The sequence below is a fragment of the Rhizobium tibeticum genome (assembly GCF_900110205.1).
In the GTDB taxonomy this organism is placed as follows: Bacteria; Pseudomonadota; Alphaproteobacteria; order Rhizobiales; family Rhizobiaceae; genus Rhizobium; species Rhizobium tibeticum.
The window spans coordinates 127,685-143,468 of sequence record NZ_FOCV01000018.1; the positions used below are offsets into that span (position 1 = coordinate 127,685).

The following is a 15,784-nucleotide window of genomic DNA, read 5'->3' on the forward strand; positions in this document are numbered from 1 at the left end:
CGTTGTGCGATCAACCGTGTAGGATCCGAAGGACCGCGACGATGACGAGGAGACCGGCGAGCATCACGAGAATGATGTCGGAGGCATGGGTCATCCGCTGGCTGTCACGTCCCGGCGAACCGGGACGTGGATTGAAGGATTTGCGAAGCCTGTGACGAAGGATCATGCTCACCTCAGAAGGTCTGGCCGGCGATCATGACCAGGTGCTCGATGACCGGGCCAAGCGCCAGCGCCGGGAAGAAGGTCAGGCCGCCGACGATCAGGATCGTACCGCTGAGAAGGCCGACGAAGAGTGGGCCATCGGTCGGGAACGTACCTGCCGAGGCGGGAACGGTCTTCTTGGTAACCAGCGAACCTGCGATCGCAAGAGCCGGAACGATGACCAGGAAGCGGCCCATCAGCATGCCGATACCGAGCGTGATGTTGTACCAGGCAGTGTTACCCGTCAGGCCGCCGAAAGCCGAGCCGTTGTTGGCCGCAGCGGACGTATAGGCATAGAGGATTTCGGAGAAACCGTGCGGGCCGGCCGTACCGATCGAGGCGACTGCGGAGGGCAGCACACTGGCGATCGCGGTGAAGACCAGCATGGCGAGCGGCAGGCAAAGGATGGCGAGAACGGCCATCTTCATCTCCTTCGCCTCGATCTTCTTGCCAAGATATTCCGGTGTGCGGCCGACCATGAGGCCTGCCACGAAGACAGCGACGATGATGAAGAGGATGATGCCGTAGAAGCCCGCGCCAACGCCGCCAACGATGACTTCGCCGAGCTGCATGTTGATCAGCGGAATGAGCCCACCGAGCGCCGTGAAGCTGCCGTGCATGGCGTTGACCGCGCCGCAGGAAGCCGCTGTCGTGATCACCGCAAAGAGCGAGGACATGGCGACGCCGAAGCGGACTTCCTTGCCCTCCATGTTGCCGCCCTGCAGGCCAAAGGCATGCATCAGCGGATTGCCAGCGGCTTCCGCCCAGTAGGTGACAGTCACGCCGGCAATGAAGAGGATGCCCATGGTTGCAAGAATGGCCCAGCCCTGGCGCTGGTTGCCGACCATCCGGCCGAAGACGTTGGTGAAGGCGGCGCCAATTGCGAAGATCGAGACCATCTGGATCATGTTCGAGATGTTGTCGGGGTTCTCGAACGGATGCGCAGAGTTCACATTGAAGAAGCCGCCGCCGTTTGTGCCAAGCATCTTGATGGCGAGTTGCGAGGCAACCGGGCCGAGGGCGATTGTCTGCTTGGCGCCCTCGAGGGTTGTTGCATCGACATAGGGACCGAGCGTCTGCGGGACGCCAAGATAGACATAGACCAGCGTCAGCCCGATGCAGATCGGCAGCAACACATAGAGCGTGCTGCGGACCATATCGACCCAGAAATTGCCGATTGCCTTGCCCGAAGCGCGCGAGAAAGCGCGGATGAGGCCAATCGCGATCGCCATACCGGTCGCGGCAGACACGAAATTCTGAACGGTTAGGCCCGCCATCTGGCTGAGATAAGACATCGTGCTTTCGCCGCCGTAGTTCTGCCAGTTGGTATTGCTGACGAAGCTCGTGGCGGTGTTGAAGGAAAGCTCCGGCCCGACGGCAGCCATGCCGGTCGGGTTATAGGGCAGGACAGCCTGCAAGCGCAGCAATGCATAGAGAACGACGACGCCGAGCAGGTTGAACATCAGCATCGCAAATGCGTAGGAAGTCCAGTGCTGGTCCTCGCGCTCACTGGTGCCTGCAAGCGCGTAAAGTCCCCGTTCGATCGGAACGAGGACCGGTGAGAGAAACGTGCGTTCGCCACTGAAAACGCGAGTCATGTAACCGCCGAGCGGTTTGACGAGCACGATGATGATCCCGCAATAGAGCAGAATCTGAAGCCATCCGTTGAGGGTCATGGGAGGTAACTTTCAATACCCGATTGGTTCCGCCTGTCGCGCAATGGGAGAGGCGCGATGCTAGAAACGCTCGGGGCGAATGAGAGCGTAGGTGAGGTAAACCGCGAGCAATACGGTGACGGCACCGCTGAGAATATAGTCGAGGGTCATGGCGTTTCCTCCGGTCAAAGCCGGTCGCAGGCCTTGGTGTAAGCAAAGCAGAGGGCGAAAAATACGATTGCTGTCGCGAGTAGAACTATGTCCATCATCGATCTTGACTCCTGTTGTTCTTTTGGAGTCAGACAAGACAAAGGGCGCCATCCACCTGATGGCACCTTTCATGCTTTCTGGCGTGGAGATGATCCTTGGATCTCTCGGACATTAATATGCGAGCGAACCGCATAAGCGTTCGAGATCGGCGGCGGGCCGCGGATATAAAAATCCTATAAATGCAGATGGAAGAAAAATGCCTCGCCGAAGCGAGGCTAGTCCTGGGCCGCTTCGGGGAAAAGAAGAAGCGACGCGGTAGTTCTATTGCCCGCCCATTCGGCTGCAAAGCGCACTTTCGGGCTTTTCGGTACGCCTGACGATGACAAAAGGAAATCTGTCAGTTGTGGGTGTGCCCCGCTTTCAGGTTCCGAACGAGGTTTCTACTCCGCCGCATGGCTGTGAACGCCGCGCCGACGGCGATCAGCCAGAGGGCTGAGACCAGGACTTGGTTGTGCCCGTTCCAAAGTGGCTCGACAACGGAGAGAACCGCTGCAGCCGTGATTGTCGCCATTCGGTGCTGCTTTGCCATGGGGCCAGAGAAGTCGCTCGCCGTTACCGTTGCTCGACCGAGCTCGCGAACATATGCCGTCAGCACGGCAAACGACGCCGCTGCCCAGCCGAGCCCGGGCGATCCGATGCCATACCCCACACCGGCCAGGATCAGGATATCCGCGATACGGTCGGGGAATTCGTTCCAGAACGGTCCGTCGGCTGCACCCTTGCCACCTTCGACAGCAACCATGCCATCGAAGAGATTGCACAAGAGACGCAGCTGGCAGAAGGCGGCCGCGAACACTAGGAGAAGACCCCGCGCCCATCCCATTTCAGATCCGGCAAGGAAGAACGAACCGCCCGCCAACGCCGCCGCGACCATACTTGCCTGAGAGATTTGGTTCGGAGTGACCGACCTCGTCGCCAGCCATTGTGCTATGCGCCGCGCCCATTGGGTGTCTCTGCTTGCCAGCGGCCGCCGATCGCCCGTTTCCCTCATGCGCTGATCCTCTTTCGATAGAGAAAGTAGTTGTAAACCGCCGCGTAGCTCGTCGAGACGGCCAGCGGAACCGCGATGGTTCTTAGAATCTCCGGCGTGCCGCTCAATGCGTGGATCGAGATCAGCACGGCAGTCGAGGCAAGACATGCGATCAACGGTGGCGCCCAGAGACCGGCGCCCCCTTTGAACTGCTTCGAGAGCCGTTCGATCACCGTCTTGAGAAAGAGGGTGAGACAGGCTGAGAGTGCGCCCTGCACAATGCCGGCCAGCAGCGCCCGTTGCGCCGAGTGATTGCTGTTGGCAAGGACCGCCCAACCGCCCATGGCGACAAACGCGAAAAAGCACGTGCGTCACACTGTTTTGAGCAAGCCGGCGAACGGGTGCCATCATGTGGTCGACCACCAATAGCGGACAATGTGGAAGAAGATCGGCGCGGAAAACACAACGGAGTCGAGCCGATCGATCAACCCGCCGTGACCTTCGATCAGATGGCCCCAGTCCTTGACCCCGCGATCTCGCTTGATTGCCGACATGACGAGACCGCCGAAGAAGCCCATCATCGTGATGATGAAGGCCAGGACCCCAGCTTGAAACGGCGTAAATGGCGTGATCCACCACAGGGCGGCGCCGATCAACGTCGCACTGACCACGCCGCCGACAAAGCCTTCCACAGTCTTTGACGGAGACAGGCTTGGCGCGATCTTGGTTCGACCGAGCAGCTTGCCCCAGACATATTGCAGGACATCGCTCAGCTGCACGATGATCACTAGGAAGGCGATCAGAAGAACGTTGCGGCCTTCGTAGCCCGGGATCGTCAGCGTCAGCAATGCCGGAACGTGTGAGGCGCAGAATACGCAGATCATCAGTGCCCATTGCACTTCGGCAATGCGTATCAGGAAACGCTCGGTATCGCCGCGCAACACGGAGATGATCGGCATCAGCAGGAACGCATAGACTGGGATGAAGATCGAGAAGATACCGTATTGCTTCTCCCACAGCAGCCAATACTGGATCGGCAGCACGATGAAGAAGGCAGCCGCGAGCGCCCAATGATCGGCGCGTTTCGTGTCGGTCAGGGTAATGAACTCGCGCAACGCCGCGAAAGAACAGAAGCCAAAAAGCAGCAGCACGCCGATCCGACCGGCGAGAAAGGCAAGGCCGATCAGGATGACCATGATCCACCATGCCTTGATGCGCGCGTTCAGGTTTTCGATTGCGGCATTTGACTTACCGGCGGGCAGGCGTCGCTGCAGCAGGTAGCCAATGGCCGAGGAAACGACGAGGAGCGTGAAGATACCAAGGACAAGCGTCCACAGGTCGGAGTTTGCTGCATTCATTCGTTACCGCCTGGGTGTTTTGGTGACAGATCAAGCAGTGCCGTGCGCGCCCTGTCGAGGAAGATTTCTTTGCTCTCGCCGGTTTCGATTTGCATGGCGTTGCCGAAGGTCACGGTACAGATAAGGGGAATCGGGACGATCTCGCCCTTTGGCATGACGCGATTGAGATTGTTGATCCAGACCGGTACGAGCTGAATGCCCGGCCGGGTCGAGGCGAGATGGAAAAGCCCGCTTTTGAATGGCAGCAGCGGCGCCTCTGTCTGGTTGCGCGTGCCTTCGGGAAAGAGAATCAGCGACGCCCCGGAATCGACCACCTCGGCCATGACTTCAATCGGATCGCGGGTGCGCTTGTCGCGATCCCGCTCGATAAGCACTGCGTCGAAGACGTCGCGGCCGATGAAACGGTTGATCGACGATTTCAGCCAATATTCCGCGCCAGCAACAGGGCGTGTTCGGCGTCTCAAACTCGGCGGCAGGACGGCCCAGACCAGAATGAAATCGCCATGGCTGGAATGATTGGCAAAATAAACACATTGCCCCTCGGGAATACCGTCATTCGGCCAGATGGCGCGCACTGCAGTAATTGCACGGGCGAACACTACGATGGCCGCCGCGACAGGCTTCGCGATCACACTTCTCACCGATTTCAGCCCCCCGCTGCATCGACAAAGCAGCTTACAGAAGCCTAGCGGCATTTTTGACGGTTAGGAAGTCCTGCTTGTGGCGGAAGACGGCGCTCAAAGTGCCCGCGTCTGAGCGTATCAGCGACGGCTGATGCGACTTGCGGTGAGCCGAAGTGATGCGTTCGCCTGACGTGATGGGGAAAGCGTTAACCATGGTCGGCTAGGAATGAGTCGGACACAACGGAACGAGTCGATGCCAGTACAGTCAAACAAAACTCTGCAAGCAATGACGACAAGCGAGATCGTTATTTTCCCGGTCGCTTCGCGTGCCGGTGACATTGATCGGTGTGCGGCCGAGTTGGATCGTAGCCACGGTGAGGACGCAGTGCGCTTCTGGAAGACGGAATGCCGCCGGCTGGCGCACGAGCTGACGTTGCTCGGCTGCTCCGAAGCTGAGGTCCGCGACCAGGTCATGACATTTCAGGCTGAGGTACAGGCCGAGCTCGTCCGCCGCCATCAGGTGCGGGCGCTCTCCGAAAGCCGCAGCGGCCGCGCCATAAAGCGCTAATCTCATAGCCATCGACGCTTGCCGCCTATTGGGTTGCCTGACTTCATCGGGCGGCCCGATCGGGCGAACGTGTCGTCCCGGCGGCCAATTCTTTTCCATACTTTGCGCAAGACGGGCCTTCTTGGTTCAGAAATTCCGCGCGCCCGGTGCTAGCATCCTCATATTGCGCGGGTTTCCAAAGACCGCGTGGGTATTCGAGTCGTCGCCTATCTCGAAAGGAAGGGCAGATGCGGGCGGAAGATCTATCGAAGATCCACCAGAGCAAACTGGCGGTCAGGACGGACCGGCCGATCGGAAATGCTTGCCATTTTCGCGTTCTTCAACGAAATTTATCGAGCCGACCGGTAGTGGAGGAGCTGCCGACAAGATACGCGCGTGAAAAACAATGACGGGAGAATAACGACACACGCATGCCGGACGCTGCGCCAACCGCGCGCCGGACTTGGGAGGGAAGGCATGTATTCAGGTGGTTTGAGATTTGGTCTGGCCGACGAGATCGAGGCGCTTCGCGACAGCGTTCGACGCTTTGCCACGCAGCGTATTGCGCCGCTCGCAGCCGAGACGGACAGCAGCAACCGTTTCCCGACGCCGCTCTGGCGCGAGATGGGCGACATGGGGCTGCTCGGGATCACGGCCGAGGAGGCCTATGGCGGCGCCGGCCTAGGATACCTGGCCCATTGCGTCGCGATGGAGGAGATTAGCCGCGCTTCGGCCTCAGTCGGGCTCAGCTACGGCGCCCATTCCAATTTGTGCGTCAATCAGATCAGCCGCAATGGAACGGCAGAGCAGAAGTCGCGGTATCTGCCCAAGCTTATCTCCGGCGAGCATGTCGGCGCACTTGCGATGTCGGAGGCAGGCGCCGGATCAGACGTCGTTTCGATGAAGCTTCGGGCGGAGAAGCAAGGCGAAAGTTACGTTCTCAACGGCAGTAAGATGTGGATCACCAACGGCCCGGATGCCGATGTGCTGGTGGTCTACGCAAAGACAGACCCGGAAGCAGGACCGCGCGGCATCACCGCCTTCCTCGTCGAGAAGGCCTTCAAGGGCTTTGCAACCGGCCCGAAGCTTGACAAGCTAGGCATGCGTGGTTCCAACACCTGCGAACTGATCTTCGAGGACTGTGAGGTTCCCGAGGCAAATGTGCTCGATACTGTTGGCGGTGGTGCACGCGTTCTGATGTCGGGACTCGACTATGAGCGCGTCGTTCTTTCCGCTGGGCCGATCGGCATCATGGCGGCCTGCATGGATGTCGTCGTGCCCTATCTTCATGAGAGAAAGCAGTTCGGTCAGGCGATCGGCGAGTTTCAGCTGATGCAGGGCAAGCTCGCCGACATGTACGTGACCATGAACACGGCGCGTGCCTACGTCTACGCGGTGGCGGCTGCCTGCGATCGTGGCGAGACGACACGCAAGGATGCTGCCGGCTGTATCCTCTATGCCGCCGAGAAAGCGACGCTTCTGGCCCTGGAGACGATCCAGGCGCTCGGCGGCAATGGCTACACGAACGACTATCCCGCCGCCCGGCTGCTGCGCGACGCAAAGCTCTACGAGATCGGTGCCGGAACCTCTGAAATCAGACGCATGCTGATCGGCCGCGAGCTATTTGCTGAGACGGCCTGATCTGACAGTTCATCCGACAACCATCCTGGTGACAAATGACGGTTTTGAAGTCGCAGATTTCGACGAACTCCGAGAGTTTCAGGACAAATCGCGCGGCGATGGCCGAAGCGATCCGTGCCATCGAGGAGGCGGCTGGGAGTGCCGCAAACGGCGGCGGAGCGACAGCGCGTGAGCGTCATGTCGCCCGCGGCAAGATGCTGCCGCGCGATCGCATCGCGGGCCTTCTCGATCCAGCCACACCGTTTCTCGAGGTCGGATTGACCGCGGCCCACGGAATGTATGGCAACGAAGCGCCGGCTGCAGGCCTGATTACCGGCATCGGCCGCGTCTCGGGGCGCGATTGCATGATCGTCTGCAACGATGCGACCGTCAAAGGCGGCACCTACTTTCCACTGACGGTGAAGAAGCATCTGCGAGCGCAGGAAATTGCCGCCCAGAACAACCTGCCCTGCATTTATTTGGTTGATTCCGGCGGCGCGAATCTGCCGAACCAGGACGAGGTGTTCCCGGATCGCGATCATTTCGGCCGGATATTCTACAATCAGGCAAATATGTCGGCAGCGGGAATTCCCCAGATTGCCGTGGTCATGGGCTCGTGTACGGCGGGTGGCGCCTATGTGCCTGCCATGTCCGATGAGGCGATCATCGTCGAAGGCCAAGGGACGATCTTTCTTGCCGGTCCTCCATTGGTCAAGGCCGCGACCGGCGAAGTTGTTTCGGCGGAGGATCTCGGCGGTGGCGATGTGCACACAAGGCTCTCCGGCGTTGCCGACCATCTTGCTCGTGACGATGCCCACGCACTGGCCTTGGCGAGGCGCGCTGTCGCCAACCTCAATCGCTGCAAGGTTCGCGGCATCGAGCGGCAACCGGTCGAAGCGCCGCTGTTTGATCCGGCCGAAATTGCCGGTATCGTCCCCGCCGATCTGCGCGTGCCCTACGACGTGCGCGAAGTCATTGCTCGTGTCGTTGACGGCTCCCGCTTCGATGAGTTCAAGTCACGCTATGGGACGACGTTGGTCTGCGGCTTTGCCCATATCCACGGTATTCCCGTTGGCGTTGTCGCCAATAACGGTGTGTTGTTCTCGGAGTCGGCTCTGAAGGGTGCCCATTTCGTTGAGCTCTGCTCGCAGCGCAGGATACCGCTCGTCTTCCTGCAGAACATCACCGGATTCATGGTTGGCCGCAAATACGAGACGGAAGGCATCGCGAAGAATGGTGCCAAGCTCGTTACCGCGGTCGCAACGACTGGTGTGCCGAAGGTGACGATGCTGGTTGGCGGTTCCTTTGGTGCGGGCAACTACGGCATGGCGGGGCGCGCCTTCTCGCCGCGCTTTGTCTGGACATGGCCGAACAGCCGCATCTCGGTCATGGGTGGAGAGCAGGCGGCCGGTGTCCTTGCGACCGTGCGGGGAGAAGCGCTTTCCCGCGCCGGCACCCCCTGGACGCCGGAGGAGGAGGCTACTTTCAAGCAGCCCGTGCTCGATCTCTTCGAACGGCAGAGCCATCCGCTGTATGCGTCGGCGCGCCTTTGGGATGATGGGGTGATCGATCCAGCCAAGAGCCGCGATGTGCTCGGTCTCTCGCTGTCTGCGGCGCTGAATGCACCGATTGAAGCGACGCGCTTCGGCCTATTCCGGATGTGAGGTAGCGATGTTCCAGAAAATTCTCATCGCAAACCGTGGCGAGATTGCTTGTCGGGTGATTCGAACTGCCAGGCGCATGGGGATTGCCACAGTGGCGGTCTATTCGGATGCCGATGTCGGGGCGCTGCATGTCGAGATGGCCGATGAGGCCGTCCGCTTAGGCTCCGCCAGCGCACAGGAAAGCTATCTCTCGATCGAACGGATCTTGGCTGCGGCGGAACGGACCGGCGCTGAAGCCATTCATCCCGGTTACGGGTTTTTGTCCGAGAATGCCGATTTTGCAGCAGCCGTCGAGGCCGCGGGCATCGTCTTCATTGGACCGCAGGCCTCTTCCATTCGCGCCATGGGATTGAAGGATGCGGCAAAGGCGTTGATGGACCAATCCGGGGTCCCGGTTGTCCCGGGCTATCATGGCGAGGAACAGAACGACGGGTTTCTGGCCGATCAGGCGACCTTGATCGGCTACCCTGTCCTTATCAAGGCCCGCGCCGGCGGCGGTGGCAAGGGAATGCGGCGGGTCGACAGCGAAGAGGATTTTCCAGAGGCGCTCGCGGCCGCACGACGGGAGGCAATGGCCGCCTTCGGTGATGATGCCGTGTTGATAGAGCGGTGCCTTATTCGACCCCGCCACATCGAAGTTCAGATCTTCGGGGATCGGCATGGCAACGTCGTTCATCTTTTCGAGCGCGATTGCTCGCTCCAGCGCCGCCATCAGAAGGTGATCGAGGAGGCGCCAGCGCCTGGTATGACGCCAGAGATGCGCCGTGCCATGGGCGAGGCGGCCGTGCGCGCGGCGCGTGCCATCTCCTATCGTGGTGCCGGCACCGTGGAGTTCATCGCGGATGTGTCAAACGGCCTCTGGCCGGATCGCTTCTATTTCATGGAGATGAATACCCGCCTTCAGGTCGAGCATGCCGTCACTGAGGCAATCACCGGGGTCGATCTGGTCGAGTGGCAATTCCGCGTGGCGGCTGGTGAAGCCCTGCCGAAGAAGCAGTCGGAGCTGGAAATCTACGGCTGGGCCTTCGAGGCGCGAATTTATGCCGAGGATGTGGCCAAGGGTTTCCTGCCCGCGACGGGAACGATCAGGCGTCTAGATTTTCCTGACGTTACGGCGCGGATCGATGCCGGGATCCGTCCCGGCGACACGGTCTCCGCTCATTACGATCCTCTGATCGCCAAGATGGTCGTGCACGGGCCAAGTCGGAGTGTCGCGCTGTTGCGACTGACCAGAGCCTTGCAGAGCTCGCATGTCGTCGGCGTCACCACCAATCTCGACTTTCTCGCCAGACTGAGCGCACAGGAGGAATTTACCGCTGGCCATCCGGATACCGGGCTGATCGATCGCAACCTTCGATCGCTGACCGCTATCGAGCCGCCGGTGGACACCGTCGTTGCGCTTGCCGCCGTCCTGTCGTTGGGCGCGCTTCCGCAATCATCGGATGGCGACCCATGGCTGACGCTGGGGCATTGGCAGCTTTGGAGCGAAATGCAGCGTATCGTGGTGCTAACCTACCAGGGCGGGCATTCAACGCTGCGGGTTGCCGCGAAGGGATTCGATTTCTTTGCGGTGCACGATGGCCGGCGAGTCATTCCCGTGAAGATCGTCAGCCGGCAGGATGACGGATGCAGGGCGGAGGTCGATGGCCGGCAGGTGCAGGTCAAGGCGAGTGTGGCGGCGCATCATCTGGTTGTCAGCGTGGATCATAGAACGCATGTGTTTCATCTCGGCAACCCGCTCGATTTCAATGCGACGGATGTGGCTGACGGCAACAGGCTGATCGCGCCGATGCCGGGCTTTATCAAGATCGTGCGTACGAGTTCGGGGTCGGAAGTCTCCGAGGGTGACGCGCTTGTGGTCATGGAGGCCATGAAGATGGAACTCACGCTTGTCGCAGCCCGCGATGGAACGGTGGAAGCCGTCGAGGTGAGTGAAGGGCAGCAGGTCGACGAAGGCGCGGTACTTCTGACCCTGCGGGTAGAGGAGACGTGATTGTGCAGGCCGGAGAATCTTCATTGCTGCCGCGGGACGTGTCGATCGTCGAGATGGCGCCTCGCGATGGTCTCCAGAACGAGAAGGATCTGATCCCGACGGCGACGAAGATCGCCCTGATCGACATGATCTCGGAATGTGGTTTCGAGCGGATCGAGGCGACGAGCTTTGTCAGCCCGAAGTGGGTGCCGCAGCTTTCTGATGCCGCCGAGGTGATGGCCGGTATCAAGCGCAGACCGGGGGTCCGCTACGCCGTTTTGACGCCGAATATGAAAGGCTTCGAGGCTGCAATGGCGGCGGGCGCGGACGAAGTCGCGATCTTCGCGTCTGCCTCAGAAAGCTTCTCCCAGCAGAATATCAACTGCTCCATCGCCGAGAGCATCGAACGTTTCAAGCCGGTTGCCGAAGCAAGCCTTGCGCGCGGCGTCCCTATGCGCGGCTACGTCAGCTGCGTGGTCGAATGTCCCTATGAGGGGGCCGTTTCGCCCGATGCGGCGGCGCGGGTCGTCGAGAGCCTGCATGCATTGGGTTGCTACGAGATCAGCCTCGGCGATACCATCGGCCGAGGACGCCCTGACGAGGTCGACCAGATGCTGGTGACGGTCCTTTCCTTTGCACCGGCGACGATGCTTGCCGGTCATTTCCACGACACCGACGGCTGGGCCCTCGAAAACATCGACGTTTCGTTAAAGCACGGGCTGCGGGTTTTCGATGCGTCGGTCGGCGGATTGGGCGGCTGCCCTTATGCGCCGGGGGCCAAGGGCAACGTCGATACTTTGGCTGTCGCGCAGTTCCTTGCCCGTAAGGGCTACCGGACCGGGCTCTCGGCGGAGAAGCTGGAACGGGCCGCCCGTTTTGCGCAGGGCCTCAGGAGCGAAGGATAATGCCGGAAACGCTGATGATCTCGATCGACGAACGCGGTGTCGCGCGGCTTACGCTTGCCCGCAAAGACAAGCACAATGCAATGTCCGCCGAGATGATCGACGAGTTGACCGAGGCCGCAAGCGCACTTGGGTCGGATAAGAGGGTTCGCGCCATCGTGCTTGCCGGGGCCGGCAAGAGCTTCTGTGCAGGGGGCGATCTGGAGTGGATGAAAGCGCAGTTCCAGGCGAGCCGGGCGGAGAGAATTGCGGAAGCGCGACGACTGGCTATGATGTTCAAGGCGTTGAACGAGCTGCCGAAGCCGCTTATCGGTTGCGTCCACGGGAGCGCTTTCGGCGGCGGTCTCGGGTTGATCAGCGTCTGCGATACCGTGATTGCCTCGGAGGCAGCGCGTTTCGGCCTGACGGAAGTCCGGCTTGGGCTAATACCGGCAACGATCAGCCCTTATGTCGTAGCGCGGATCGGCAGTTCTGCAGCGCGGTCCCTATTCGTCTCCGGTCGAACGTTTAACGCTGCCCATGCCAAGTCGATCGGTCTGGTCGCTTCCATTGTCGCTCCCGCCGATCTCGATCGCGCCGTCGACAGGGAGGTCGACGAATTCATTGCGGCCTCGCCGCAGGCTGCAGCACGCGCCAAGGCCCTGGTGCGTTCTCTCGCCTCGCCCATCACGGACGAGATCGTCGAGAGCGTGATTTCTCAGCTCGCGGACAGCTGGGAGACGGACGAGGCACAGGCCGGCATTTCCGCTTTCTTCGAAAGGCGGCGTTCGAATTCATAGCGGGCAGGTTCGACTGCAACGGAAGAACTTGGCGTCAAGTTGAGAGTTGCTCGTCCAATTCGGATTTCCGTGCCCTGTGTGAGCGCCATTTCGCTCCTCACCTCATGTTGAAGGTCGAGTATTCGCGACAATGCAGCTGATGCAAGCCGACAGCTACAGCCTTGGACTTCTGCGCTTGGCCAAGTAAAGTCGACTTAAAACAGACAGTGACAATCGATGGCAGCGAAGACCACCCTGAATGCGAAGAACCTGGAAGCACTCGGCGCGCAGCGGCTTGCAGAGCTTCTGATCGAAATCAGCACTGGCAGTGCAGCGCACAAGCGACGGCTGCGGATCGAACTCGCCGGAAAGCAGAGCAGCGCTGAAGTTGCAAGGGAAGTAACAAAGCGGCTTTCATCGATCGAGCGCTCCCGCTCCGTGATCAACTGGCGCCGGGTGAAGGCCTTGAAGAGGGATCTGGAGACGCAGCGGCACGTGATCGTTGATACGATCGCCAGCAGCGATCCGGACGAGGCGCTGGAGGTGATGTGGCGCTTCATGGGCTTGGCGCGTTCGATTTTCGAGCGATGCGACGATGGCAACGGCACAATCATGGATGTCTTTTATCAAACCTGCGTCGATCTGGGCACGATAGCGAAGGCGGCAAAACCGGAGCCGCGCCTGCTCGCGGAACAAGCCTTTCGCGCGTTGCAGGGCAATGACTACGGCCAGTATGATCGTCTGATCGAGGCTCTGTCGCCAGCGCTGGGTGCGGAAGGCCTCGATCGGCTGAAGTCGTTGTTCGACGATTGGGCAAAAGCGCCGGTCGATACGCCGGCTGAGGCAGCCCGTGTCGTGATCGGTTGGGGAAGCAGTGGTGCAGTTTACGAAGACGAAATCAATCTCCGCCATCGCGACAGAACCATCAGGTCAGCATTGGAGCAGATCGCCGATGCCCAGGGTGATGTTGATGCCTTCATCGCGCAGCAGGGCGAGCAGGCGAGATCCGTGCCAATGATTGCGGCAGAAATTGCCCAGCGTCTGCTGAAGGCGAACAGGGCCGGAGAGGCATGGGATGCCATCAATCGCGTTGAGATGAAGGGCAGACCATCCCCGTTCGAGTGGGAAGAGGCCCGCCTCGATGTGCTTGAAGCTCTCAGCCGGAGGGACGAAGCGCAGGCCTTTCGCTGGCAGTGCTTCGAACAATCGCTGAACGAGCGGCACCTGCGAGCTTTTCTGAAGCGCCTACCGGATTTCGATGATCTCGAAGCAGAAGAGAACGCCTTGAACTATGTGAGCCGGTTCCAGGATGTCCACCAAGCACTCGCCTTCCTGGTGTCATGGCCGGCGCTCGACAAGGCTGCGACGCTCGTTCGCACGCGTGCAGCCGAACTTGATGGCGATCACTACGAACTGTTGACACCGGCCTCCGAGCATCTGCAGGAGAAGTATCCGTTGGCAGCGACCATCGCCCTGCGGGTTATGATCGACTTTACGCTCGATCGAGCGAAATCCAGTCGCTATCGCTTTGCCGCGCGACACCTCTTTGAATGTGAGCGACTGTCGACGAAGATTAGCGACTTCGACACTTTTACGTCACATCCCGGCTATCTTGCAGAGTTGAGGGGCAAGCACGCGAAGAAGACCGGATTCTGGACGGCCGCAGCACCGTGAGGAAGGATCATCTGCATCTGCATCTCCACGGGCCAAGGCGCGCCCTCTTAGATTTCTGATCATCGCCATATGATCTCCCACCGCTGTTGATGATCCTGCGCAGACGCCCCCTGGAGGTGAGCCAAGGACTATCCGGGCGCATCAAAGCTTTGGCGAAAGCCCGAGCTCCCTTCGCGCCACGAGCGCGGGTAGTCTTGTTCACCGTGAACTATTCCAATGTTGTAGCAGCGGCCATTCAGCGCGCTGATGGAGGCGGCAGAAATCCGGAACGCAAGTCAGAAAATCCAAATCTCCCAGATCCCGATGCGTATGTAATAGGGAAGCGCGCGCTACTTATTATCGAGCCGCTAGCCTTTGTAGAATGCGAGATGGCTGCTTCGCATAATGAGTGATGGTATCCAGAGCGGCCAAAGAGAGGGATCCCCTTTTCTCGGCAAAATCCCAGGTAACGAAGCACGCCAGAATAAACGCAGCGATGACGTATCTCATGGTATTCTTATATGCTGAGGTGCTTAAAGCAATGTAAATCACAGCCTCGTCGACCCGCTCGTCGGGCATGAGGCGTCGCTGAGAGCCAAATATGCACGAAAAAGGAGGATAGAAATGCGAATGATGCTCAAAGTTTCGCTTCCCGTTGACAAGGGAAACGCAGCAATCAAAGACGGCAGCCTCGTCACCAAGATTCAATCCATCCTTGCTGATCTCAAACCCGAAGCGGCCTACTTCACGGAATTTGACGGGAAAAGAACGGGCCTTATTTTCTTCGACATGACGGACACCTCGGAGATACCGGCCGTTGCTGAGCCATGGTTCCTTGCGTTTGATGCCAGTGTTGAGATCAAGGCGGTCATGAACCGCGATGACCTGGCGAAGTCCCGGCCCGGGATCGAGAGGGCAGTCGAGAGCTTCGGCTGAATCATATAGCAGCGGCTTGCGTAGCGCCCAACAACCTCGGAAGCGCCGCCAGCGTGGCCCTGTTTGGTCGGCTTTAACATGTGCGCTCAATGAGTTGAAAAAACGCATTCTCTTAACACGTCTGAGCCTCGACGCTTGTGTTCTTGCGCGGTCAAAACGGTTGGCAAGATAATCAGAAATACTGCAATCAACCGAAGTTTCATATCGCCTCTCGACGCGCAAAAGTGGAACGGCCGGACGCGACCGATACCAGACCTCAGCGTCCAGTGCGCGAGTTTGTCGCTTGAGCCTCAACATTCGGTTGCGATTGAGGCCTTGGCTTTGTCGGATGCAAGTGGCGAGTTCCATGGCGCTTCGGGCCGATAGCTGCCGATCCCTCGGCAGCTTCGCGCCAGAAGCAGCCGTATAAATCGTTGAGCAAATCAATTGGAACAACTGTTTACACCGTGATGCGATGGTGGACTACGATACGGCGCGCGGCGGCCTCAAGGATTCGAGTCGAGCGGGGCATTAAGCCCAGCTCTTGATTGTATTCTCGACAGACTTCGCGTAAAAGCTTTAGGTGTGCAATCACGATGGAACCGCTACGATGGATGCGATTCACACTGAAGGCTTCGACGCTGCTTTGACCCTGACCGATCACATTGAGCACCTG

15 protein-coding genes and 1 pseudogene are annotated in these 15,784 nt (G+C 59.7%); 8 read left to right on the forward strand and 8 right to left on the reverse strand.

Translation table 11 applies throughout. The features are described 5' to 3' along the window. Nucleotides 1–10: 10 nt before the first annotated feature. The 7 genes and pseudogenes from BSG20_RS36550 to BSG20_RS20040 form a co-directional block, all read right to left on the reverse strand. The gene (locus tag BSG20_RS36550) at nucleotides 11–166 is read right to left on the reverse strand and encodes a hypothetical protein (protein ID WP_167371533.1); all 156 of its coding nucleotides are present in this window, start codon (nucleotides 164–166) and stop codon (nucleotides 11–13) included. A gap of 7 nt (nucleotides 167–173) precedes the next feature. Then, entirely contained in the window at nucleotides 174–1,877 is a 1,704-nt protein-coding gene (kdpA, locus tag BSG20_RS20015) for a potassium-transporting ATPase subunit KdpA (protein WP_072369882.1), read from the reverse strand. 60 nt (nucleotides 1,878–1,937) lie between these two features. Continuing rightward, nucleotides 1,938–2,027 (reverse strand): K(+)-transporting ATPase subunit F, encoded by a 90-nt coding sequence (kdpF, locus tag BSG20_RS20020; protein ID WP_072369879.1) that lies wholly within the window; start codon nucleotides 2,025–2,027, stop codon nucleotides 1,938–1,940. A gap of 436 nt (nucleotides 2,028–2,463) precedes the next feature. Continuing rightward, nucleotides 2,464–3,117: a CDP-alcohol phosphatidyltransferase family protein gene (locus BSG20_RS20025; protein ID WP_072369876.1), complete on the reverse strand. Its 654-nt coding sequence runs from the start codon at nucleotides 3,115–3,117 to the stop codon at nucleotides 2,464–2,466. Further along, nucleotides 3,114–3,507 (reverse strand): annotated as a pseudogene (locus BSG20_RS20030) (hypothetical protein). Before BSG20_RS20030 ends, BSG20_RS20025 begins: the two are co-directional and overlap by 4 nt. Continuing rightward, nucleotides 3,504–4,454, reverse strand: a complete 951-nt coding sequence (locus BSG20_RS20035; protein WP_072369872.1) for a phosphatidate cytidylyltransferase — start codon at nucleotides 4,452–4,454, stop codon at nucleotides 3,504–3,506. Before BSG20_RS20035 ends, BSG20_RS20030 begins: the two are co-directional and overlap by 4 nt. After that, entirely contained in the window at nucleotides 4,451–5,095 is a 645-nt protein-coding gene (locus BSG20_RS20040) for a lysophospholipid acyltransferase family protein (RefSeq protein WP_072369869.1), read from the reverse strand. Before BSG20_RS20040 ends, BSG20_RS20035 begins: the two co-directional genes overlap by 4 nt. A gap of 235 nt (nucleotides 5,096–5,330) precedes the next feature. On the opposite strand from BSG20_RS20040, the gene BSG20_RS20045 reads away from it, so the two are divergent. The 8 genes from BSG20_RS20045 to BSG20_RS20085 all read left to right on the forward strand — a co-directional run bounded on the left by BSG20_RS20045 (nucleotide 5,331) and on the right by BSG20_RS20085 (nucleotide 15,129). After that, nucleotides 5,331–5,645, forward strand: a complete 315-nt coding sequence (locus BSG20_RS20045; RefSeq protein WP_072369866.1) for a DUF6074 family protein — start codon at nucleotides 5,331–5,333, stop codon at nucleotides 5,643–5,645. 456 nt (nucleotides 5,646–6,101) lie between these two features. After that, entirely contained in the window at nucleotides 6,102–7,265 is a 1,164-nt protein-coding gene (locus BSG20_RS20050) for an isovaleryl-CoA dehydrogenase (RefSeq protein ID WP_072369863.1), read from the forward strand. A 35-nt stretch (nucleotides 7,266–7,300) separates the two neighbouring features. After that, a complete protein-coding gene (locus BSG20_RS20055) occupies nucleotides 7,301–8,908 on the forward strand; it encodes a carboxyl transferase domain-containing protein (RefSeq protein WP_072369859.1) in 1,608 nt (535 codons plus the stop codon). Nucleotides 8,909–8,915: 7 nt separating this feature from the next. After that, nucleotides 8,916–10,901: an acetyl/propionyl/methylcrotonyl-CoA carboxylase subunit alpha gene (locus BSG20_RS20060; RefSeq protein WP_072369856.1), complete on the forward strand. Its 1,986-nt coding sequence runs from the start codon at nucleotides 8,916–8,918 to the stop codon at nucleotides 10,899–10,901. Then, nucleotides 10,898–11,785: a hydroxymethylglutaryl-CoA lyase gene (locus BSG20_RS20065; RefSeq protein WP_072369853.1), complete on the forward strand. Its 888-nt coding sequence runs from the start codon at nucleotides 10,898–10,900 to the stop codon at nucleotides 11,783–11,785. The genes BSG20_RS20060 and BSG20_RS20065 overlap by 4 nt, the downstream gene beginning before the upstream one ends. Continuing rightward, nucleotides 11,785–12,561, forward strand: a complete 777-nt coding sequence (locus tag BSG20_RS20070; RefSeq protein ID WP_072369850.1) for a crotonase/enoyl-CoA hydratase family protein — start codon at nucleotides 11,785–11,787, stop codon at nucleotides 12,559–12,561. The genes BSG20_RS20065 and BSG20_RS20070 overlap by 1 nt, the downstream gene beginning before the upstream one ends. 216 nt (nucleotides 12,562–12,777) lie before the next feature. Then, a complete protein-coding gene (locus BSG20_RS20075) occupies nucleotides 12,778–14,214 on the forward strand; it encodes a DUF6880 family protein (protein WP_072369837.1) in 1,437 nt (478 codons plus the stop codon). Nucleotides 14,215–14,823: 609 nt separating this feature from the next. Continuing rightward, complete coding sequence (locus tag BSG20_RS20085; RefSeq protein WP_244541251.1) at nucleotides 14,824–15,129, forward strand: hypothetical protein; 306 nt, start codon at nucleotides 14,824–14,826, stop codon at nucleotides 15,127–15,129. A gap of 439 nt (nucleotides 15,130–15,568) precedes the next feature. Here the strand turns inward: BSG20_RS20085 and BSG20_RS37020 are convergent. After that, nucleotides 15,569–15,784 (reverse strand): hypothetical protein (locus BSG20_RS37020; RefSeq protein WP_210216955.1); only part of this gene is annotated, 216 nt, incomplete at its 5' end.

What these genes read in the sequence shown, in the direction of transcription:
- BSG20_RS20060 (WP_072369856.1), top strand. Translation starts at nt 8,916, where the DNA reads ATGTTCCAGAAAATTCTCATCGCAAACCGTGGCGAGATTGCTTGTCGG.
- BSG20_RS20025 (WP_072369876.1), bottom strand. Translation starts at nt 3,117, where the DNA reads ATGAGGGAAACGGGCGATCGGCGGCCGCTGGCAAGCAGAGACACCCAA.
- BSG20_RS20035 (WP_072369872.1), bottom strand. Translation starts at nt 4,454, where the DNA reads ATGAATGCAGCAAACTCCGACCTGTGGACGCTTGTCCTTGGTATCTTC.
- kdpA (WP_072369882.1), bottom strand. Translation starts at nt 1,877, where the DNA reads ATGACCCTCAACGGATGGCTTCAGATTCTGCTCTATTGCGGGATCATC.
- BSG20_RS20075 (WP_072369837.1), top strand. Translation starts at nt 12,778, where the DNA reads ATGGCAGCGAAGACCACCCTGAATGCGAAGAACCTGGAAGCACTCGGC.
- kdpF (WP_072369879.1), bottom strand. Translation starts at nt 2,027, where the DNA reads ATGACCCTCGACTATATTCTCAGCGGTGCCGTCACCGTATTGCTCGCG.
- BSG20_RS20070 (WP_072369850.1), top strand. Translation starts at nt 11,785, where the DNA reads ATGCCGGAAACGCTGATGATCTCGATCGACGAACGCGGTGTCGCGCGG.
- BSG20_RS20050 (WP_072369863.1), top strand. Translation starts at nt 6,102, where the DNA reads ATGTATTCAGGTGGTTTGAGATTTGGTCTGGCCGACGAGATCGAGGCG.
- BSG20_RS36550 (WP_167371533.1), bottom strand. Translation starts at nt 166, where the DNA reads ATGATCCTTCGTCACAGGCTTCGCAAATCCTTCAATCCACGTCCCGGT.
- BSG20_RS20045 (WP_072369866.1), top strand. Translation starts at nt 5,331, where the DNA reads ATGCCAGTACAGTCAAACAAAACTCTGCAAGCAATGACGACAAGCGAG.
- BSG20_RS20085 (WP_244541251.1), top strand. Translation starts at nt 14,824, where the DNA reads ATGATGCTCAAAGTTTCGCTTCCCGTTGACAAGGGAAACGCAGCAATC.
- BSG20_RS20055 (WP_072369859.1), top strand. Translation starts at nt 7,301, where the DNA reads ATGACGGTTTTGAAGTCGCAGATTTCGACGAACTCCGAGAGTTTCAGG.